General features: G+C 70.3%; 19 protein-coding genes. 10 read left to right on the top strand and 9 right to left on the bottom strand.

Features of this window, described 5'->3' with window-relative positions:
- Positions 1–61: 61 nt before the first annotated feature.
- From ACODT0_RS08435 to ACODT0_RS08415, 5 genes are all read right to left on the bottom strand, one after another.
- Entirely contained in the window at positions 62–814 is a 753-nt protein-coding gene (locus ACODT0_RS08435) for a fumarylacetoacetate hydrolase family protein (protein ID WP_261211948.1), read from the bottom strand.
- Positions 811–1467 (bottom strand): fumarylacetoacetate hydrolase family protein, encoded by a 657-nt coding sequence (locus ACODT0_RS08430; RefSeq protein WP_413761798.1) that lies wholly within the window; start codon positions 1465–1467, stop codon positions 811–813. The genes ACODT0_RS08435 and ACODT0_RS08430 overlap by 4 nt, the downstream gene beginning before the upstream one ends.
- Positions 1464–1895 carry a homoprotocatechuate degradation operon regulator HpaR gene (gene hpaR / locus ACODT0_RS08425; RefSeq protein WP_057592756.1) on the bottom strand — a complete coding sequence of 144 codons (432 nt, stop codon included), beginning with the start codon at positions 1893–1895 and terminating at the stop codon, positions 1464–1466. Before hpaR ends, ACODT0_RS08430 begins: the two co-directional genes overlap by 4 nt.
- Positions 1896–1986: 91 nt before the next feature.
- Positions 1987–2973 carry a Bug family tripartite tricarboxylate transporter substrate binding protein gene (locus ACODT0_RS08420; RefSeq protein WP_057592757.1) on the bottom strand — a complete coding sequence of 329 codons (987 nt, stop codon included), beginning with the start codon at positions 2971–2973 and terminating at the stop codon, positions 1987–1989.
- Positions 2970–4670, bottom strand: a complete 1701-nt coding sequence (locus tag ACODT0_RS08415; RefSeq protein ID WP_489041054.1) for an FAD-dependent oxidoreductase — start codon at positions 4668–4670, stop codon at positions 2970–2972. The genes ACODT0_RS08420 and ACODT0_RS08415 overlap by 4 nt, the downstream gene beginning before the upstream one ends.
- Before the next feature lie 101 nt (positions 4671–4771).
- Here ACODT0_RS08415 and ACODT0_RS08410 point away from each other — a divergent pair, with 101 nt between their 5' ends.
- On the top strand, positions 4772–5671 hold the full coding sequence (locus tag ACODT0_RS08410) for a LysR family transcriptional regulator (RefSeq protein ID WP_489041053.1): 900 nt from the start codon (positions 4772–4774) through the stop codon (positions 5669–5671).
- Between the two features lie 4 nt (positions 5672–5675).
- Here ACODT0_RS08410 and ACODT0_RS08405 read toward each other — a convergent pair whose 3' ends face one another.
- Complete coding sequence (locus tag ACODT0_RS08405; RefSeq protein ID WP_057592759.1) at positions 5676–6593, bottom strand: LysR family transcriptional regulator; 918 nt, start codon at positions 6591–6593, stop codon at positions 5676–5678.
- Positions 6594–6705: 112 nt separating this feature from the next.
- Between ACODT0_RS08405 and ACODT0_RS08400 the strand changes: the two genes are divergently transcribed.
- The 5 genes from ACODT0_RS08400 (at position 6706) to ACODT0_RS08380 (ending at position 11809) form a co-directional block, all read left to right on the top strand.
- Positions 6706–7479, top strand: coding sequence for a class II aldolase/adducin family protein (locus ACODT0_RS08400; RefSeq protein ID WP_203203739.1), 774 nt, complete (start codon positions 6706–6708; stop codon positions 7477–7479).
- Positions 7480–7516: 37 nt separating this feature from the next.
- Positions 7517–8518 carry a Bug family tripartite tricarboxylate transporter substrate binding protein gene (locus ACODT0_RS08395; RefSeq protein WP_422099611.1) on the top strand — a complete coding sequence of 334 codons (1002 nt, stop codon included), beginning with the start codon at positions 7517–7519 and terminating at the stop codon, positions 8516–8518.
- Positions 8515–9468 (top strand): D-2-hydroxyacid dehydrogenase, encoded by a 954-nt coding sequence (locus ACODT0_RS08390; RefSeq protein ID WP_489041052.1) that lies wholly within the window; start codon positions 8515–8517, stop codon positions 9466–9468. Before ACODT0_RS08395 ends, ACODT0_RS08390 begins: the two co-directional genes overlap by 4 nt.
- Positions 9469–9520: 52 nt before the next feature.
- Positions 9521–10912 carry a DNA repair protein RadA gene (gene radA / locus ACODT0_RS08385; protein WP_057592763.1) on the top strand — a complete coding sequence of 464 codons (1392 nt, stop codon included), beginning with the start codon at positions 9521–9523 and terminating at the stop codon, positions 10910–10912.
- A gap of 465 nt (positions 10913–11377) precedes the next feature.
- Positions 11378–11809: a glycerate kinase gene (locus ACODT0_RS08380; protein WP_489041051.1), complete on the top strand. Its 432-nt coding sequence runs from the start codon at positions 11378–11380 to the stop codon at positions 11807–11809.
- Here the strand turns inward: ACODT0_RS08380 and ACODT0_RS08375 are convergent.
- Positions 11806–12753 carry a LysR family transcriptional regulator gene (locus ACODT0_RS08375; RefSeq protein WP_057592765.1) on the bottom strand — a complete coding sequence of 316 codons (948 nt, stop codon included), beginning with the start codon at positions 12751–12753 and terminating at the stop codon, positions 11806–11808. The two genes, ACODT0_RS08380 and ACODT0_RS08375, sit on opposite strands and share 4 nt — an antisense overlap.
- A gap of 16 nt (positions 12754–12769) precedes the next feature.
- Positions 12770–13828, bottom strand: coding sequence for an asparaginase (locus ACODT0_RS08370; protein ID WP_261211936.1), 1059 nt, complete (start codon positions 13826–13828; stop codon positions 12770–12772).
- 283 nt (positions 13829–14111) lie between these two features.
- Between ACODT0_RS08370 and ACODT0_RS08365 the strand changes: the two genes are divergently transcribed.
- Positions 14112–15431, top strand: a complete 1320-nt coding sequence (locus ACODT0_RS08365; RefSeq protein ID WP_296738446.1) for an MFS transporter — start codon at positions 14112–14114, stop codon at positions 15429–15431.
- Positions 15432–15475: 44 nt separating this feature from the next.
- Positions 15476–16687 (top strand): M20 aminoacylase family protein, encoded by a 1212-nt coding sequence (locus ACODT0_RS08360; RefSeq protein ID WP_489041050.1) that lies wholly within the window; start codon positions 15476–15478, stop codon positions 16685–16687.
- Positions 16688–16907: 220 nt separating this feature from the next.
- On the opposite strand, the gene ACODT0_RS08355 is transcribed toward ACODT0_RS08360, so the two are convergent.
- Positions 16908–17885 carry a recombination-associated protein RdgC gene (locus tag ACODT0_RS08355; RefSeq protein WP_489041049.1) on the bottom strand — a complete coding sequence of 326 codons (978 nt, stop codon included), beginning with the start codon at positions 17883–17885 and terminating at the stop codon, positions 16908–16910.
- A 214-nt stretch (positions 17886–18099) separates the two neighbouring features.
- On the opposite strand from ACODT0_RS08355, the gene ACODT0_RS08350 reads away from it, so the two are divergent.
- Positions 18100–19053: a branched-chain amino acid transaminase gene (locus ACODT0_RS08350; protein WP_057592769.1), complete on the top strand. Its 954-nt coding sequence runs from the start codon at positions 18100–18102 to the stop codon at positions 19051–19053.
- 5 nt (positions 19054–19058) lie between these two features.
- Positions 19059–19268: a zinc-finger domain-containing protein gene (locus ACODT0_RS08345; RefSeq protein WP_057592770.1), complete on the top strand. Its 210-nt coding sequence runs from the start codon at positions 19059–19061 to the stop codon at positions 19266–19268.
- Positions 19269–19270: the final 2 nt, after the last annotated feature.

The raw sequence follows: 19270 nt of genomic DNA, 5'->3' as shown, positions 1-19270 counted from the left end.
CTGATTTCTTGGGCGTATGAATGGAAAAGGAGAGCGCGCCGCGGGGGCGCGCTGGAAAGAATCAGGCCGCCGCGATGGTGTTGACCAGCGCGCCGATGCCCTCGATCTCGGTCACGATCTCGTCGCCGGGCTGGCAGTCGACGACGCCGTCGGGCGTGCCGGTGAGGATCAGGTCGCCGGGCGACAGCGTCATGAAGCGGCTGAAGTACTCGATCAGGAAGGGCGCGTCGAAGATCATGTCGCGCGTGTTGCCCTGCTGCGTGACCTGGCCGTTGACCGTGGTGCGCAGCGCGAGCGCCATCGGGTCGGCCACGTCCTTCGCATCGACCAGCCAGGGGCCGATCGGCGTGCAGGTGTCGCGGTTCTTCACGCGCAGGTTGGGGCGGTACCAGTTCTCGAGGTAGTCGCGGATCGCGTAGTCGTTGGCCACGGTGTAGCCGCCGATGAAGTCGTAGGCATCGTCGCGCTTCACGTGGCGCGCGGTCTTGCCGATCACGATCGCGAGTTCGCACTCGTAGTGCATGAACTGCACGCCGGCCGGGCGGAAGGTCTTCTGGCGGTGGCCGATCAGCGCGCTCTGGCCCTTGACGAAGACCAGCGGCTCCTCGGGCGCCTTGAACTCGAGCTCCTTCGCATGGTCGGCGTAGTTGAGGCCGAGCGCGAGGATGGTGCGCGGGCGCGGCGTGGGCGCGAGCGGCGGCAGCCAGTCGACGGCGTCGAAGCCGACCACGCGGCCATCGGCCAGGCGCAGCGCGCCGTCGTGTTCGACGGCCTCGTGCACGGCGTTCTCGTAGCGGATGCGTGCGTGCTTCATGCGGCGGCTCCCGTCTCTTCTGCAACCAGGGTGTTGGTGAGCGTCTCGAAGCCCGGCGCCGAGATCTCGATGCGGTCGCCCACGCGCGCCAGCGGCCGGCCCGCGCCGCAGCCGAGCATCAGCACGTCGCCGTGCGCCAGCGTCATGAATTCGCCGACCTCGGCCAGCAGCTGGCGCGCGGGGCGCACCAGCGTGGAGAAGTCCAGCGTCTGCCTGACTTCGCCGTTGATGCGCACCTCGACGCGGAACGCCGCGGGATCGTCCACCTCCTGCGCGTCGCGCAGCGCGGGGCCGATGCCGAGGAAGCCGTCGAGGCATTTGAACTTGACCGGCGGGCGGAAGAAGCTGGCATGCGGCACCGACAGGTCGTTCATCGGCACGAAGCCTTCGATGTCGCCGTCGGCGCCGACCACCATGCCGATGCTCGCGCCCACCTCGACCTCGGGCAGGTTCGCCGGCACGGGGATCGCGGCGCCGTGCGGGCTCCAGGTGTTGGCGGTCTTGACGTAGAGCACCGGCGCCTTGGGCGGTGCCTTGTAGGGCGGCGCGCTCATCTGCGGCGCGAGCGCTTCCACCTCGGCGCGGAAGTTGAGCAGCGTGCCGTAGACGGTGCCGGCGGGAAGGAAATGGGAAGGTGAAGAAGGGGGGCTCATGGCTGTTCCAGTGCGATCAGTTCGTCGAGCAGCTCGTAGAGCTGGCCGAGCTTGTCCTTGCCCAGGGATTGCTCCATCCACTGGTAGTGCGCCTCGATGCTCGAGGACAGCTTGTTCACCAGCTTCATGCCGCGCGGCGTGGCCTCGACCACGGTGCGGCGCTGGTCGGCCGGGTCGCGGCTGCGCGTGATCAGGTCGTCGCGCTCCATGCGCGCGAGCACGCCCGTGAGGCTGGGCCCGAGGATGAAGGCCTCGCGCGCCACGCGGCCGGTTTCGACCGCGCCGTGTTCGCCGAGCACGCGCAGCACGCGCCACTGCTGGTCCGACAGCGCATGCACGCGCAGGCTGGGCCGGGTGTGGGCCATGACGGCTTCGCGCGCCTGTAGCAGCAGGCGCGGAAGGTTGCGGTGGGTGAAGGCGGTGTTCATGTCGGTCGATTTATTTAACATGTTAAATGATCGGCAAAAAAACACGGCTACGGGATAACCCTGGCCCGCGCTCGGGCCAGGGTGGAGGGCTTCAGTCGACGGTCGCGCCCGAGGCGCGGATCACCTGCCCCCAGCGTTCCGATTCGCTGCGGATGTAGGCCGCGAGCTGCGCGGGCGTGCTCGAGCCGGGCTCGAAGCCGTCGTTCTCGAGCTTCTGGCGCAGCGCGGGCTGGGCGATCACCTTCGCGATCTCCTGGCTCAGCCGCTCGACCACCGGCGCCGGCGTGCCCGCGGGCGCGACGATGCTCTGCCAGGCCACCGCCTCGAAATCGGCGGTGCCCGGCAGCCGCGACTCGGCCACGGTCGGCACGTCGGGGAAGGTGGGCTGGCGCTTCTTCGAGGTCACGGCCAGCGCGCGCAGCTTGCCGCTGCGCACGTGCTGCAGCGCCGGCGCGATGTCGGTGAACATCAGCTGCAGCTGACCGCCGAGCAGGTCGGTGAGCGCGAGCGCGCTGCCCTTGTAGGGCACGTGCGTCATCGCGGTGCCGGTGGCGAACTTGAACATCTCGGCGCCCAGATGCTGCGGGCTGCCGTTGCCGGCCGAACCGTAGCTCAGGCCTTCCGGTTTGGACTTGGCGAGCGCCACCAGCTCGGCCAGCGTGCGCGCGGGCACCGAGGGATGCACCACCACCATCAGCGGCACCGCGCCGATCAGGCCCACGGGCGCGAAGTCCTTGGCCGGGTCGTACGAGAGCTTCTTGTAGAGCCAGGGATTGATCGCGAGCGTGGTGCTGGTGGCCACCAGCAGGGTCGAGCCGTCGGGCGCCGAGCGCGCCACCTGCGACGCGCCGATGGCGGTGCCCGCGCCGGGCTTGTTGTCGACGATCACGGTGCGGCCGAGCGCCGTGCCGAGCTGCTGCGCGATCAGCCGGCCGAGCATGTCGGTGGTGCCGCCGGGCGCGTAGGGCACGACGATGGTGATGGGCTTGTCGTTCTGCGCCAGCGCGGCGAGCGGGCCGGCGGCGCAGGCGGCGGCGGACAGGGCACCGAGCTGGCGCAGGGCGTGGCGGCGGTTCATGCGGATGTCTCTCTTTCTTCGTTGGATTCGGAAGCAGCGGCTGGCGTCGCGCCACGCAGCAGGTCGACCAGCGCCTCGGGATCGGCCGGCACGGCATCGCCGCGCCAGGCCACGTGCTGGTCGGGGCGCGAGATCACGAGCGCGCGGTCGTAGAGCGCGGCGGCCTCGGGACCGTCGATGTCGAGCACGCGCAGCGGCAGTCCGCGCGCGGCGGCCGCTGCCACGAGCGGCGCGGTATCGATTGCCGGATCGCGGCGCAGCAGCACGTAGCCCTCGCCGAGCGCGGCCATCGCGTCGTAGAGCGAGCGGCCGTCGGCCAGCCACAGGTGCGGCACGCGGCAGCCGGGCACGGTGGACGGCTTGAAGTCGTACATGGTGTAGGCCGGCGCGGCCTCGCCGTCGTAGGCGATCAGCGGCGAGGCGTCGTAGAAGTAGCCGAAGTTGAGCCCGCCGCAGCAGTACTGCTGCACGTTGAGGTCGTACAGCGCCTGGCCGCGCGCGGCGCGCAGCGCGTCGCCCTCGGGGCCCGGTGCCTCGATGCCCTCGGGCACGCCCTCGCGCTGCTTCTGCAGGGCCAGCGCATGGTTCATCGCGAACTTCGAGACCTGCTCGGTGATCGGCTGGCGCTCGGCCTCGTGCGCGCCGAGCGCGGCCTCGGCGAGCCAGCCGCGCAGGTGGCCCGCGAGCAGCCACGACAGGTTCATCGCGTCGGCGATGCCGGCGTTCATGCCGTAGCCCGCCATCGGGATCCACAGGTGGGCCGCGTCGCCGCAGATGAAGACGCGGCGGTCGCGGAAGCGCTCGGCCACCAGGCGGCGGCCGATCCAGTCCTCCTTCGAGATCACCTCGTACTCGAAGTCCGGCCCCACGCCGAGGATCTGGCGGATCGCCCAGTCGCGGTCGATCGATTCGAAGTCGGTCTCGTCGGCCAGCAGGTAGTTGTGCAGCAGCCAGGTCTCGCGCCCGTCGATCGCATAGACGTTGCCGCAGCGCCGCGGATTGAGCGCGAAGGTGGCCCAGGCCGGCTTGTTCTTCAGCAGGCCCAGCAGCGCGGGCGCGCGGAAGTAGGTCGACTGCACGCGGCCCACCACGTCGGTGCCGCGCAGGTTGGCGCCGATCTTCTTGCGCACTGTCGAGCGCCCGCCGTCGCAGCCGATCAGGTAGCGGCAGCGGATGCGCACCGCGCTGCCGTCGTCGAGGTCGACGCCGGTCGCCCACACGCCCTCGTCGTCCTGCTCGAAGTCGTCGATGCGCGTGCGGTTGCGGATGCGCAGGCCCGGCGTGGCCTCGGCATGCGCGAACAGCACCGGCTCGAGGAAGATCTGGTTGATGCGGTGCGGCGGTTCGGCCGTGGGCCACCAGGTGTCGGGGCCGCCGGTGGCGGTGTAGCGCTCGCGCCGCGCGGGGATCGGGATGCGCGAGAGCTCGGGCCCCGTCACCGTGGTGCGGTAGGCCACGTCGTTCGGATAGTCGGCCGGCAGGCCCGCGTCGCGCAGTGCCTGCGCCACGCCGAGCCGGCGGAAGATCTCCATCGAGCGGGCCGACACGTGGTTGCACTTCACGTTCGGCGGCTCGCCGCGGTGGCGGATCTCGGTGACCAGCACGTCGATGCCGCGTTGCGCCAGGTCGATGGCCAGCGTGAGGCCGACCGGCCCGCCGCCGACGATCAGCACCTGCGCCTGCAGTGGTTCTGTCATGGGTTCGTTTGTCTCTCGTTGTGGACGGCGGCCATTACAGTGCCGAAGTGCCATCCGACAGAAGTGAAACTTTCATGGCCATTCATAAAAAGCCTTTATCAATGCGCGGAGTGCCCTCGGTGCGCCAGCTGCGCGCCTTCGCGGCCGTCTACCACAGCGGCCAGCTGTCGAGCGCCGCCGCGGCGCTGTCGCTCACCCAGCCGGCGGTCAGCGTGCTGCTGCGCGAGCTCGAGGACCGGCTCGGCGTGCGGCTGTTCGACCGCACCACGCGCAGCCTGCATCGCACCGCCGCGGCCGACGAGGCCATCGGCCATGCCGAGCGCGTGCTGGCCGAGCTCGACGCGCTGGGCAGCGGCATGGCCGAACTCGCGGCCGGGCGGCGCGGCCGCCTGCGCATCGCCGTCACCTCGACCATCGCGCAGACGCTGATGCCGCGCGCGCTGCGCCGCTACACGCAGCAGCATCCCGAGGTGAAGGTCGCGATCGACGATTGCGCGCCGAGCCAGTTCGTCGAGACCGTGCTGAGCGGCCAGGTCGACTTCGGCGTCGGCACCTTGCAGGCGCGCACGCCGGGCCTGGACGAGCGCGTGTTCGTGCACGACCACCTCGCCGTGATCGCCGACCGCGACCTGCCGCTGCCCGGCGGTGCCGCCGGCATCACCTGGCGACAGCTCGCGGCGCTGCGGCTCATCACGGTCAAGCCCGGCTACGGCGTGCGCAACAGCATCGATGCCGCGGCCGCCGAGGCCGGCGTGCGGCTCGAGATCGCCTACGAGGTGACGCTGCTGACCACCGCGCTCGCGATGGCCGCGGGCGGGCTCGGGCCGGCGCTGCTGCCGGCCTCGATCCTCGCGCATGCCGATCCCTCGCGGCTGGTCGCGCGCCGGCTGATCCGGCCGACCGTGGCACGCAACATCGCAGTGGTCACGCGGCAGGGCCGTTCGCTGTCGCCGGCCGCGGCGGCCTTCGCCGACCTGCTGGCGAGCGAATTCGCGATCTGAAGTTTCAGGCGCGCGGCCGCGCGAGATAGGCCTGCATGGTCTCGATGAAGGTCTTGGCCGCCACCGAGAGCGTGCGGTCGCGCTTGGCGACCACCGAGATGTTGCGCGTCACCACCGGCGCGTGGATCTTGCGCGCCACCAGTTCCTTGAAGCCGCACTGCGCCACCAGCTCGGCCGGCACGATCGACGCGCCCAGGCCCGAGGCGCTCATCGCGAGCGCGGTGGTCAACAGCGACACCTCCTGCTGGATGTCGAGTGCCACGTTGGCCGCGCGCGCGGTGCGGTCGATGGCATTGCGGATGCCGTAGCCGGCCTTCACCGTGATCAGCGCATGGCCCGCGAGGTCGCTCCAGCGCACCTGGCGGCGCCGCGCCAGCGGATGGCTGGGCAGGCACACCAGCGCGAGGTGGTCGTGGATCAGCGTGCGCTGGCTCAGCGCCGCCACCTCCTGGTCGGGCGAGCCGATGCCGAAGTCCACCTGCTCCGAGAGGATGCGCGGCACGAACTGCTCGGTCTCGCAGTCGACCAGCTGCACGCGCACGCCCGGATGCAGGTCGTTGAAATGCCGGATCACCGGCGGCACCAGCGTCAGCGCGATGGTCGGCGTGACCGCGATGCCGATGCGCCCGCTGGGCGCGGCCTGGCCGCGGAAGCCGGTCTCGAGCGAACGCACGTCGCGCAGGATGCGCTCCGCGATCGGCAGCATCTCGTGCGCGGCCTCGGTCGGGCTCAGCGAGCGCGTGGTGCGGTCGAACAGGCTGGTGCCGGTGGCGGCCTCGAGCTGGCGCACCAGCACGCTGACGGCCGAGTGCGTGAGGTAGAGCCGGTCGGCCGCGGCGCTGAGCTTGCGCCAGCGGTAGACCTCCACGAAGGCGCGCAGCTGGCGCAGGCTGGTGCCGGGGATCGAGCCATCGTGATTCATGAATTTATTTCGACGCTTGCAAAATAAGTTTCGATTCTCTCGCGCTGCGTCCTCCGCTCCAATCGCGCCCATGCCCTGCATCCGGAGGGCGCCAACGACAACAGGAGACTCGATGAACGGCTCGGGCTTTTCATTCGCGCACACGCGCGCCGCCGTGTCCGACGCGGAGTGGCAGCAGCGCGTCGATCTGGCGGCGGCCTTCAGGCTGGCCGGCTACTACCGCATGACGGACCAGATCTACACCCACCTCACGGCCAAGGTGCCGGGCACGCAGGCGCATTTCCTCATCAACCCCTACGGCGTGCTGTTCGACGAGGTCACGGCCTCCTGCCTGGTCAAGGTCGACATCGACGGCGAGGTGGTGTTCGACCCGACCGGCATCGGCATCAATCCCGCGGGCTTCCTGATCCACAGCTGCATCCACCGCGCGCGGCCCGACCTGCATGCGGTGCTGCACACCCACACCGCGGCCGGCATCGCGGTGGCGGCGCAGCGGCGTGGGCTGCTCAACCTGTCGCAGCACGCCATGCGCTTCCACCGCCGCATCGGCTACCACGACTACGAGGGCGTGGCGCTCGACTTCAGCGAGCAGGACCGGCTGGTGCGCGACCTCGGCCCGCACAACGTGATGATCCTGCGCAACCACGGCCTGCTGGCCGCGGGCGACACCATCCGCGAGGCCTTCGAGCGCCTCTACTACCTCGAGCGTGCCTGCGAGGCGCAGGTGCGCGCGCAGTCGGGCGGCGCCGAGCTCATCGAATGCAGCGACGAGATCGCCGAGAAGGTGGCGCAGGCGCTCGACCGGCCCGGCCGCTCGGCGCGCGACAACGACTGGCCGGCGCTGCGCCGGCTGCTGGACCGCATCGATCCGTCGTACGCGACCTGAAGCCGGCAGCCCCAACGAGAACGACAGGAGACACACGATGACGAAGAAGAAGACCGTTGGATGGCCGCGCCGCGCGGCCGCGCTGCTGGGCATGGCCGCCGTGGCCTTGCAACTGGCCGCGGGCGCCATGACTGCGAGCGCGCAGGCCGCCTGGCCGAGCAAGCCGATCCGCTGGGTGGTGCCCTACACGCCCGGCGGCGGCACCGACCAGAGCTCACGCATCATTGCCGAGAAGCTCTCGGTGGCGCTGGGCCAGCCGATCGTGATCGACAACCGGCCCGGCGGCAACACGGTGATCGGCGCGGCTGCTGCTGCTTCCGCGGCGCCCGACGGCTACACCGTGTTCTTCGCGGCGCTGTCGACCATGGCCGTGATCCCGAACCTCTACGACAAGCTGCCCTATGCGAGCGATGCGCTGACGCCGGTGACGCAGCTGGTGCACTTCCCGCTGTTCCTGATGGTCGAGGCCGGCGGGCCGCTCGACACCATGCCCAAGTTCCTCGCGGCGGCGCGCAGCCAGCCGCTGCTGTTCGCGATCGGCGGCAGCGGCAGCGGCGGCCACCTGGGCTCGGAGCTGATGAAGCGCCAGCTCAAGGCCGACATGACGGCGGTGCCGTTCAAGGCCATGGTGCAGGCCGCGCCCGAGGTCGCCACCGGCCGCGTCTCGTTCATGTTCGCCGACCTGCCGGCCGCGCTGCCGCACGTGCAGGGCGGCCGCGCGAAGATCATCGCGACCGCGGGCAAGACGCGCTCGGCGCTCTATCCCGAGGCGCCGACCCTGGCCGAGGCGGGCGTGGGCGAGATCGACTTCGACACCTGGGCCGGCCTGGCCGTGCCCAAGGGCACGCCGCAGCCCATCGTCGACCGGCTGGCGCTGGAGCTCAACAAGGTCATCGCCGATCCGGCCGTGCGCGCGAAGCTGGCGCTCATCGGCGTCGAGCCCGCGCCGTCATCGCAGGCCCGGTTCACCGAGTTCATCGCCTCGGAGAATGCCAAGTGGCGCGCCGTGATCCAGGCCGCCGGCATCAAGCTCGAATGACGGCGCCGCCGCTGCGCTCGCTGCTGGTTTTCAACGGCGAGGCCGGGTTCTATGCGCAGGCCCTGCGCGCGCGCTGCCCGGCGCTGGAAGTGCACGCCACCACCGAGCGGGCCGAGGCCCTGCGCCTGCTGGCCGAGGTCGAGGCGCTGGTCGTCTCGGGCCCGTGGGTCGACGACGCGATGCTCGCGGCCGGACCCGCGCTGCGCTGGGTCCACGCGCTGACCTCGGGCACCGACACCATCACCGGCTCGTCCGCGCTGCGGCCCGGCACGCTCGTGACCTCGTCGCGCGGCGTGCATGGGCCGCAGATGTCCGAGCTCGCGCTGTTGATGATGATGGCGCTGGCGCGCGACCTGCCGCGCATGCTGCGCGACCAGCGCGAAGGCGCCTGGAACCGATGGGCCCAGCCGCTGCTGTGGCGCCGGCACGCGGTGCTGGTCGGCACCGGCCACGTCGCGCGCGAGCTGGCGCGGCGCTGCCAGGCGATGGGGATGCGGGTCAGCGGCATCTCGGCCACGCCAGCGGCGATCGACGGCTTCGACGAAGTGCATGGGCGCGAGCGGCTGCAGCAGGTGGTGGCACAGGCCGACTTCGTGGTGGTGCTGACCGCGCACGATGCGCGCACCCATCACCTGATCGATGCGCCGGTGCTCGCGGCGATGCCGGCGCATGCGTTTCTCGTCAACCTCTCGCGCGGCGGCGTGGTCGACGAGCACGCGCTGCTCGCGGCGCTCGAGAACGGGACCATCGCCGGCGCCGGGCTCGACGTGTACGAGACAGAGCCGCTCGCGGCCGGCCATCCGCTGCGCCGGTTGCCGAACGTGATCGCCACGCCGCACATCGGCGGCCTGAGCGACGTCTATGCGCGGCAGGTGCTGCCGATGCTGCTCGACAACGCGGCGGCCCTGGCCGCGGGCGACGTGGGCGCGCTGGTCAACCGCGTGTGCTGAGCGAGCGTCCCCGCGCCCGGACGGCGCGGGGCCACGCCCTAAACTCCCGGCCATGGCCAAGGACAAATCCATCTACGTCTGCAGCGAATGCGGCGGCACCAGCGCGAAGTGGCTCGGCAAGTGCCCGAGCTGCGGCGCCTGGAACACACTGATCGAACAAGCGGCCGGCGGCGCGAACGCCCCGGCCAACAACCGCTTCGGCACGCAGTTCGCGTCGCTCGCCGGGGCTTCCGAACTCGCGGTGCTCTCGGAGATCGAGGCCAGCGACGTCGCGCGCACGCCCACCGGCCTCGACGAGCTCGACCGCGTGCTCGGCGGCGGCGTGGTCGCCGGCGGCGTCACGCTGATCGGCGGCGACCCGGGCATCGGCAAGTCGACCCTGCTGCTGCAGGCGGTCGATGCGCTGCAGCGCGCGGGGCAGAACGCGCTCTACGTCACGGGCGAGGAGAGCGGCGCGCAGGTGGCGCTGCGCTCCAAGCGGCTGGGCCTGGACCACTCGCAGGTGCAGGTGCTGGCCGAGATCCAGCTCGAGAAGATCATCGCCACGCTCGATGCCACGCGCCCGGCCATCGCGGTGATCGACTCGATCCAGACCGTCTACTCCGACCAGCTCACCTCGGCGCCGGGCTCGGTGGCGCAGGTGCGCGAATGCGCGGCGCACCTCACGCGCTTCGCCAAGACCAGCGGCACGGCCGTGGTGCTGGTGGGCCACGTCACGAAGGAGGGCGCGCTCGCGGGCCCGCGCGTGCTCGAGCACATGGTCGACACGGTGCTGTACTTCGAGGGCGACACGCACTCGAGCTTCCGGCTGGTGCGCGCGATCAAGAACCGCTTCGGCGCGGTCAACGAGATCGGCGTGTTCGCGATGACCGAGCGCGGCTTGAAGGGCGTGGCCAACCCGAGCGCGATCTTCCTGAGCCAGCACACCGAACCGGTGCCCGGCAGCGTGGTGCTGGTCACGCTCGAGGGCACGCGGCCGATGCTGGTCGAGATCCAGGCGCTGGTCGACGACGGCGGGCCGAGCCCGCGCCGGCTGTCGGTGGGCCTGGACCGCGACCGGCTCGCGATGCTGCTGGCGGTGCTGCACCGCCACGCGGGCGTGGCCTGCATGGACCAGGACGTGTTCGTCAACGCGGTCGGCGGCGTGCGCATCAGCGAACCGGCGGCCGACCTCGCGGTGATGCTGGCCATCACCTCGAGCCTGCGCGGCAAGCCGCTGCCAAAGGGTTTCATCGCCTTCGGCGAAGTGGGCCTGGCGGGCGAGGTGCGGCCCGCGCCGCGCGGCCAGGAGCGGCTGCGCGAGGCCGCCAAGCTGGGCTACAGCATCGCGGTGGTGCCCAGGGCCAATGCGCCGCGCAAGGGCTCGAAGGACATCGAGGGCCTGACGATCCACGCGGTGGACCGGATCGAGGAGGCGATGGACGTGGTGCGCGAGCTCGAGTGAGCGAGCGCCCCAAAAAAAAACGGGCCGCAACGGCCCGTGAAAAAACGCCTGGCGCATCGGTGGCGGCGCGCCCGGCGAGCTCCCAACCTCCTACCCCCTGATTCGTGCGTCGCTGCGTGGCGTGAACGCCGGGCCGCCGTCGCGTCGGCATTGGCCGCCGGGCGACGGGGCCGGGTTCATCGCGTTCCGGCCGCCGACGGCGGCCTCTCCCTAACAACGTGGGCCGCCGCGGCCGCCTTGTTCGTGCCGGGGGTCGCCGCTGCCGCGCAGGGCGGCGAGGCTGAGCCGGACGAAGGTGACGGAGCGTGGAATGTTCATCTGTGGTGTCTGCGGGGCCCGGGCCGATGCCCGTGCGGCGAAATGTGCCCGCGACGGCCCGCGGCGCGGGCGGCTTTGTGGCCCGGTAGCGCGAGATGCGCCTGGCGGTAGCCGGGCTCGCTACCCCGCCGCGCCGGCGCGGCGACAATGCGGGCCATGAATTTCCAGAAGTTTCTCGTGCCCGTGGGGGCGCTCGTCGTGCTGGGCGTGGCCTGGCGCAGCTATGGCTGGGGCGGCGTGGCCCTGGCGGCCGGCGCGATCGTGATGTTCCTGCTGATGCATTTCAATCGCGCGATGCAGGTGCTCAAGCGCGCGGCCGACCGGCCCGTGGGCACGGTGGCCAGCTCGGTGATGCTCAACGCCAAGCTCAAGCCCGGCGTGACGCTGATGCACGTGATCGCGATGACGCGCGCGCTCGGCGAACTGCGCTCGCCGCAGGACGAGCAGCCCGAGCACTACCGCTGGACCGATGCCGGCGGCTCGTACGTCGACACGGTGTTCAACGGCGGCAAGCTCCAGAGCTGGACGCTGACGCGCCCGCCGGCGCAGGACGACGAGGCCGAGACTCCCGCGGTCTAATCCGAGGCCTTGCGCGCGCCGCGTGGCGCGCGCCACGGCGGATTGGTGCGCGCATGGTGGCGCGCCTCCTTCGCGAACTCGGTGCACGCGTGCGTCATCAGGTCGGCCGAGCGGTAGACCAGGTAGACCTCGAAGTCGGGCAGCTCGTCGGTGATCGGCAGCCGCTCGAGCGCGTCGCCGCTCAGCCGCAGCGGCCCGGCGCCGTGGAACACCGCGTCCGACCACATGCTGACCAGGTCGGTCTGCGTGGCGAGCTGCAGGCCCAGCAGGTTCGAGGCGCTCTGCACCATGCGCCGCGGCATCTCGAGCCCGTGCAGGCGCATGGTGCTGACCAGCGGGCTGAACGGATCGTCGACCGGGTCGAGCACCAGCCAGTCGGCATCGAGCAGCGGCCGCAGCTTGCGCACGCGGCGCAGCGGATGGCCGGCGCGCACCGAGATGTGCATCGCCACCGAGAACAGCGGCTCCCACTGGAACACGTTCGAGCCGGGCCCGCTGCAGGTCGAGATCAGGCCGAGGTCGAGCCGGCCCTCGCGCAGGCCCTCGAGCATCTGCTGCGGCCGCATCTCGAAGGCGCGCAGCGCCACGTTCGGAAAGCGCTGGCGGAACGCCGCCATGGCCTCGGGCAGCGGGCCGTTCGAGGCCACCGCGGTGAAGCCGATGTCGAGCCGCGCCTCGTCGTGGCCGCGGATCGCCTCGATGTCCTCGAGCGCATGGCGCAGCTCCTGCTCGACCACGCTGGCGCGCTTGACCAGTGCCGCGCCGTAGGGCGTGAGGCTCACGCCGCGCGTGGAGCGCGACATCAGCGTGACGCCGAGTTCGCGCTCGAGTTCGGCGATCGCCTTCGACAGCGCCGGCTGGGTGGTGTGCAGGCCGCGCGCCGCCTCGTGGATGCTGCCGTGCTGCGCCACCGCGAGCAGCACGCGCAACTGCTGCAGCTTCATCGCTTCGCGGCGGGCATCAGCGGTCGAAGGCCGCCTGCAGGCCGGCCTTGTCGCTCACGCCCTGGTGCAGCTTGAGCATCAGCAGCAGGCGCGCCTTCTGCGGGCTCAGGTCGCCGGCCATCACGGCGCCGGCATCGAAGGTGGTCTTGCCGCCGCCGACGAAGCCGTACAGCGGCATGGTGCGGCCGTTGGGCACGCGGGTGGCGATCACCACCGGCACGCCGCGCCCGAGTGCGTACTTCACGGCCTCGTACATCGAGACGTTCATGTTGCCCATGCCCACGGCCTGCACCACGATGCCCTTCGCGCCCTGGTCCACCGCGTAGCGCAGCAGCGAGCCGTCGGCGCCGCCGAACATCGCGAGGATCTCCACGCGCGGCATCTCGGCGCTGCCGATGTCGATGTGCTGGCGGCGCAGCGCGGTGCGCGAGAACACCACCTTGTCGTCCCAGACCTCGCCGATGAAGCCGAAGTCGCCCGACTTGAAGGTCTCGACGTTGCCGGTGTGGGTCTTGGTCACGGTGCGCGCGGCATTGATCTGGTTGTTCATCGCGAGCATCACGCCCTGGCCCACGGCCTCGGGCGTGGTGGCGATGCGGATCGCGTTGAGCAGGTTGCGCGGGCCGTCGAAGTCCGGCGAGGACGCGTTGCGCTGCGCGCCGATCAGGATCACGGGCTTGTTCGACTTGACCGTGAGGTCGAGCCAGTAGGCCGTCTCCTCCATGGTGTCGGTGCCGTGCGCGATCACCACGCCCGCCACCTCGGGGCGCGCGAGCGCGTCGTCCACGGCCTGGGTCAGGCGCGTCCACCACTTGGGCTCGACGTAGTTGGCCGACATGGCCGAGAAGTTGTTGACCTCGATGGTGGCGTACTTGCCGGCGTCGGGCACGGTCTGCATCAGGTCGTCGCCCGAGATCGCGGGCACCACGCCCTTGGTGACGGGGTCGACCTTCATCGCGATGGTGCCGCCGGTGGCGATGAACTGCACGACGGGCCGGCTGCCCTGGGCCGAGGCGGCCATCATGCAGCAGGGCGCGAGGGCCAGCAGGCAGAGGCAGTGGCGGATGAGCTTCATGGTGTTGTCCTTGTTCTGGAGGCGGCGGTGCGCCGACGCGCCATTGTGAAGGCGGCACGCACGCGAATGGCGCGCGACGGGCCCTCTCGGTAGTTCCACCGATGGCTTCGCGGCCCCGCTTCTGCGGGGGATGCCTTTTGGTTATCGGCATGAAAATTTGTGATTCCTCGCCGCCGCGCTTTGCCTGAATACTCCGCCGCCACGGGTTCGGGGTGCCATGCGCCGCATGAAGTTCGCGCTTCGCGAATCCGTCGTCCGCACAACAACACCCCGTGGAGATCGAATGAGCGAAGCCGCCGCCCTGCCAGCCAGCCCCGTGCTGGGTTCCGCCCCGCCCGCCAATGCCGCCGCCACCAAGGGCGGCCAGAGCCAGTTCCGGCTGATCGCCGCCTGCTCGATCGGCAATGCGCTCGAGATGTACGACTTCACCGTCTACAGCTTCTTCGCGCTGCTGATCGGCAAGCTGTTCTTTCCCTCCGAGAGCGCCTTCGGTTCGCTGCTGCTCGCGGTCGCGACCTTCGGCATCGGCTTCGTGATGCGGCCGCTGGGCGGCGTGATCATCGGCAACTACGCCGACCGCAAGGGCCGCAAGGCCGCGATGACGCTGACCATCGCGCTGATGGTGGCCGGCACGCTGTGCATCGCGCTCGCGCCCACCTATGCCTCGGCCGGCGTGTTCGGTTCGCTGATGATCGTCGCGGGCCGGCTGCTGCAGGGCTTCTCGCTCGGCGGCGAGGTCGGCGCCGCGACCTCGATGCTGATGGAGGCCGGCGGCGTCAAGGGCCGCGGCTTCCGCGTCAGCTGGCAGCTCGCGAGCCAGGGCCTGTCGGCGCTGGCCGGCGCGCTCACCGGTGCGCTGCTCTATGCGCTGCTGCCGCAGGCCTCGCTCGAGAGCTGGGGCTGGCGCCTGCCCTTCCTGCTGGGCCTGCTGATCGCGCCGGTGGGCCTGTACATCCGCTCGCATCTCGAGGAAACGCACCAGGCCGAGAGCCATGAGTCGAGCCCGATCGGCCGGCTGCTGCGCGCGCACGGCGGCACCGTGTTCAAGGGCATCCTCGCGACCACCGCGGGCACGGCCACCATGTACCTGGTGGTGTTCTTCATGCCCACCTACATGATCCGCGTGCTCAAGATGCCGCCCTCGCTGTCGCTGCTGTCGGGCTGCGTCACCGGCATCACGCTGTTCGTGGTGTCGCTGGTGGCGGGCCGGCTGGCCGACCGGCTCGAGCGCCGCAAGCCGCTGGCGATCGGCTCGCTGCTGTTCAGCCTGGTCGCGGTGGGCCCGGTGTTCTGGCTCATCAGCCACCATCCGAGCGTGCCGCTGGTGCTGTGCCTGTCGGCGCTGCTCACGGCGAGCGTGAACATCGGCACCACGCCGATGTTCCTGATGCTGCTCGAGATGCTGCCGATCGGCGTGCGCGCCAGCGGCATCTCGGTGATCTACAGCGTGGGCGTCACGATTTTCGGCGGCTCCTCGCAGTTCATCGTGACCTGGCTGCTGGCGCAGACCGGCAACCCGCTCTCGCCGGCCTTCTACATGATGGCCTGCGGCGTGCTGAGCATCGGTGCGCTGCTGAGCCTGCGCGAACGGCGCGCCGATTGAGCGCCGCCTTCCTTCCCACCTTTTCCGCGAAACGATTGCCTCCCATGACCCGCGAACTCAGCCTCCAGACCACCAAGCTCCTGTCCCGCCTGCTGCCGCCGATCGAGATCGACACCGAGGCCTTCGTCGACATCCGGCGCCGGATCCATGCCGAGCCCGAACTCGGCTTCGAGGTGAGCGCGACCAGCGAACTGGTCGCGCGGCTGCTGCGCGAATGGGGCTACGAGGTGCACACGGGCATCGGCAAGACCGGCGTGGTGGGGCAGCTCAGGCTCGGCAGCGGCACGCGGCGCCTGGGCATCCGCGCGGACATGGACGCGCTGCCGATCGTCGAGGCCACGGGCCTGCCCTATGCGAGCCGGCAGCACGGCCGCATGCATGCCTGCGGCCACGACGGCCACACGGCGATCCTGCTCGCGGCCGCGAAGGCGCTCGCGAAGAGCCGCGATTTCGACGGCACGCTGAACCTGATCTTCCAGCCCGACGAGGAGAACCTCTGCGGCGCGCGCGCGATGATCGCGGACGGCCTGTTCGAGCGCTTTCCCTGCGACGCGGTCTATGCGCTGCACAACGCACCCGGCGTGCCGGCCGGCAGCTTCATCGTGCAGGCGGGGCCGGTCACGCTCTCGTCCGACGTGGCCGACGTGACGATCCAGGGCAAGGGCGGCCATGGCGCGATGCCGCACCGCGCGCAGGACCCGGTGGTGGCGGCCGCCGCCACCGTGACCGCGCTGCAGAGCGTGGTGGCGCGCAACGTCGCGCCCGACGACACGGCGGTGCTGTCGGTCGGCTTCATCCGCGGCGGCGCCACCCACAACGTGATCCCGCAGTCGGTCGCGCTCGGGCTCAACGTGCGCGCGGCCCGGCCCGAGACGCGCGCGCTGGTGGAGTCGCGCATCCGCGAGATCGTCGCGCTGACCGCGCAGGCGCATGGGGTGGAGGCCAGCATCGACTACCGGCCGCTGGTGCCGCCGGTGGTCAACACCGAGGCCGAGAGCCGGCTGATGACCGAGGTGTGCGCCGCGCTGGTGGGCGCGGACAAGGTGGCGGCGACGGTGCCGCGCGGCTTCGCGGGCAGCGAGGACTTCGCCTGGATGCTGGCCGAGCTGCCCGGCTGCTACGTGCTGCTGGGCAACGGCGAAGGCGAGTTCGGCGGCTGCATGGTGCACAACCCCGGCTACGACTTCAACGACGAGGTGCTGCCGCTGGGCGCGGCCTGCTGGGTGCGGCTGGCGCAGAGTTATCTGGTGGTCTGAAAGCGAACAGCCGGATGACCGGACGCAGAGGACGCGAAGGTTTCGCGAAGGACGCGAAAGAACAGCCTTGAAGGGGGCCGGGGTGATGCAAACGGCGCGGCCGGTCGGGACCGCGAAGAAGGCGCAAAGATCGCGAAGGAATGTCAGAAAACCTTTTTTGGTTTCTCTTTTGCGTCCTTCGCGAAACCTTCGCGTCCTCTGCGTCCGGCTGTCCGAATTTTCAGAACGGCGCGTCTTCTTCCTCTGCAGTGGCCACCGTCGCGGCGGCTTTCGGCGCCTCCTCGGCCGGCGCCGCGCTGAACGCAGCCTCACCGCCGAGCGCATCGAGCAGCGCCGGCACCAGCTGGCCCAGCTCGCCGGTGGCGATCGCCACGTCGGCATCGAAGTTGTCTTCCTTCTTGCCGCCGCCGGCGCCTTCGTCGGTGCCCTCGAGGAACACGATCTTGCGGATCTGCAGGCCGTGCGTGAGCTCGAAGGACACGCGGTCGTCCCAGGTCAGCGCGAGGCGGGTCGGGCGCTTGCCGTCGGCGATGTGCTGCTTGACCTCGTCGATGTCGAGCGGGTGCTTGGCATAGCGCACCACGGCCTTCGACTCGTCGGTGGCCTTGAGCTCGCACTCGCGGTCGATGGTGAAGCCCGCGGGCGGCTCCTGCGAGGCCAGCCATTCGGACATGGCGGCGGCCGGCTCGATCTGGGTGTTGAGCTGCATGGTGCCGAAGCCCGTGAAGTTCTGCACCAGGCTGCTGACCACCTCGTCGGCGCGCGCGGCGTTGGAGCTGTTGACCACCAGCCGGCGCTCGGCCTGGTCGACCCAGACCGTGACGCGCGCGGTGCGCGTGAAGGCCATCGGCAGCAGCTCGTGCGTGATGTCCTCCTTGAGGTCCTTCTTTTCCTTCTTGCCGGGCTTGCGGCCGGTGGTGACCTCGATCTGCGCGCAGCGCTCCTCGAGCTTGCGGCGCACCACCGAGCCCGGCACCGACTTGCTCTCGATCATGTACTCGAGCAGCCACTGGCCGTCGATGGATTCCACCAGCGGGCCGTGGGCCTCGCCGCGCGGCTCGACCCAGCCGGCCGACTTCTCCTGCGAGGCGCCGCAGGGCTCGAAGCGCTGCTTGCCCAGGCCTTCCTCGGCCTCGGCCAGCGTTTGCGACCAGCCGGGCTCGATGCGGTAGACGATGACGTTCTTGAATACGGACACGGAGAATCTTTCCCTTCAATCGCTTGTTTGGCGGAACCGGCCATTGTCGCGGCGTCGGGCCGGTTCGCGCCACCGGCGGTGCATGGCCCGGGGCGCCGGTCAGGCAAGAGCGGCACGGCGCCGTAAAATCGGCGGCTTTGGCGGCCTTCAGGCCGCACCCCCCAGCCTCCCCCCGCTGAAGGCTTTCTGCAAAAGCTCCCAAAGGAATCAGGAAATGAGCTCGATCCCCCCCTCGCTCGACGACCGTGACGGCAAGATCTGGATGGATGGCGAACTCGTGGACTGGCGCGACGCCAAGATCCACGTGCTGAGCCACACGCTGCACTACGGCTGCGGCGCCTTCGAGGGCGTGCGCGCCTACAAGACGGCCGACGGCGGCACGTCGATCTTCCGCCTGGCCGAGCATACCGAGCGCCTGTTCAACAGCGCCAAGATCCTGCGCATGAAGATCCCGTTCACGCAGGAACAGCTCAACGAGGCCCAGAAGCAGGTCGTGCGCGAGAACAAGCTCGAGAGCTGCTACCTGCGCCCGCTGATCTGGATCGGCTCCGAGAAGCTCGGCGTGAGCCCCAAGGGCAACAAGATCCACGCCATGGTCGCGGCCTGGTCCTGGGGCGCCTACCTCGGTGAGGAAGGCATGAAGCGCGGCATCCGCGTGAAGACCTCGAGCTACACGCGCCACCACGTCAACATCACGATGACGCAGGCCAAGACGGTCAGCAACTACACCAACTCGATCCTCGCCAACATGGAAGCGCTGGACGACGGCTACGACGAGGCGCTGCTGCTCGACGCGAGCGGCTTCGTGTCCGAGGGCGCGGGCGAGAACGTGTTCGTGGTCAAGAACGGCGTGGTCTACACGCCCGACCTGTCGGCCGGCGCGCTCAACGGCATCACGCGCAACACGATCCTGCACGTGTGCAAGGACCTCGGCATCGAGCTGGTGCAGAAGCGCATCACGCGCGACGAGGTCTACATCGCCGACGAAGCCTTCTTCACCGGCACCGCGGCCGAAGTCACGCCGATCCGCGAACTCGACCGCGTCGAGATCGGCAACCGCGGCGACGGCGGGGCGCGCGGCCCGGTCACCGAGAAGATCCAGGCGGCCTTCTTCGACATCGTGAACGGCAAGAACCCCAAGTACGCCCACTGGCTCACGAAGGTCTGAAGAACATGTCCACCACTGCAGTCGTCGAACTCCTCGCGAAGGAGCTCAACCACCAGGGCGGCGTGTTCTGCCCCAGCCCCAAGGCCGACATGAAGCTCTGGAACAGCCACCCCAAGGTCTACCTGGACGTGGCGCGCACCGGCGAGGCCAGGTGCCCGTACTGCGGCACCACCTACCGGCTCAAGGCCGGCGAGGTGGTTTCCGCGCGCCACTGACG

Source organism: Variovorax sp. FG153, from assembly GCF_057809595.1.
This window is presented reverse-complemented; position numbering and strand designations above follow the sequence as displayed.

Coding starts and splice junctions, on each gene's coding strand:
- ACODT0_RS08435 (WP_261211948.1), bottom strand. CDS start 814: ATGAAGCACGCACGCATCCGCTACGAGAACGCCGTGCACGAGGCCGTC.
- ACODT0_RS08415 (WP_489041054.1), bottom strand. CDS start 4,670: ATGACAGAACCACTGCAGGCGCAGGTGCTGATCGTCGGCGGCGGGCCG.
- ACODT0_RS08380 (WP_489041051.1), top strand. CDS start 11,378: ATGCGGGCCATGAATTTCCAGAAGTTTCTCGTGCCCGTGGGGGCGCTC.
- ACODT0_RS08360 (WP_489041050.1), top strand. CDS start 15,476: ATGACCCGCGAACTCAGCCTCCAGACCACCAAGCTCCTGTCCCGCCTG.
- ACODT0_RS08410 (WP_489041053.1), top strand. CDS start 4,772: ATGCGCGGAGTGCCCTCGGTGCGCCAGCTGCGCGCCTTCGCGGCCGTC.
- ACODT0_RS08395 (WP_422099611.1), top strand. CDS start 7,517: ATGACGAAGAAGAAGACCGTTGGATGGCCGCGCCGCGCGGCCGCGCTG.
- ACODT0_RS08430 (WP_413761798.1), bottom strand. CDS start 1,467: ATGAGCCCCCCTTCTTCACCTTCCCATTTCCTTCCCGCCGGCACCGTC.
- ACODT0_RS08405 (WP_057592759.1), bottom strand. CDS start 6,593: ATGAATCACGATGGCTCGATCCCCGGCACCAGCCTGCGCCAGCTGCGC.
- ACODT0_RS08350 (WP_057592769.1), top strand. CDS start 18,100: ATGAGCTCGATCCCCCCCTCGCTCGACGACCGTGACGGCAAGATCTGG.
- ACODT0_RS08400 (WP_203203739.1), top strand. CDS start 6,706: ATGAACGGCTCGGGCTTTTCATTCGCGCACACGCGCGCCGCCGTGTCC.
- ACODT0_RS08375 (WP_057592765.1), bottom strand. CDS start 12,753: ATGAAGCTGCAGCAGTTGCGCGTGCTGCTCGCGGTGGCGCAGCACGGC.
- ACODT0_RS08345 (WP_057592770.1), top strand. CDS start 19,059: ATGTCCACCACTGCAGTCGTCGAACTCCTCGCGAAGGAGCTCAACCAC.
- ACODT0_RS08390 (WP_489041052.1), top strand. CDS start 8,515: ATGACGGCGCCGCCGCTGCGCTCGCTGCTGGTTTTCAACGGCGAGGCC.
- ACODT0_RS08420 (WP_057592757.1), bottom strand. CDS start 2,973: ATGAACCGCCGCCACGCCCTGCGCCAGCTCGGTGCCCTGTCCGCCGCC.
- hpaR (WP_057592756.1), bottom strand. CDS start 1,895: ATGAACACCGCCTTCACCCACCGCAACCTTCCGCGCCTGCTGCTACAG.
- ACODT0_RS08365 (WP_296738446.1), top strand. CDS start 14,112: ATGAGCGAAGCCGCCGCCCTGCCAGCCAGCCCCGTGCTGGGTTCCGCC.
- ACODT0_RS08370 (WP_261211936.1), bottom strand. CDS start 13,828: ATGAAGCTCATCCGCCACTGCCTCTGCCTGCTGGCCCTCGCGCCCTGC.
- radA (WP_057592763.1), top strand. CDS start 9,521: ATGGCCAAGGACAAATCCATCTACGTCTGCAGCGAATGCGGCGGCACC.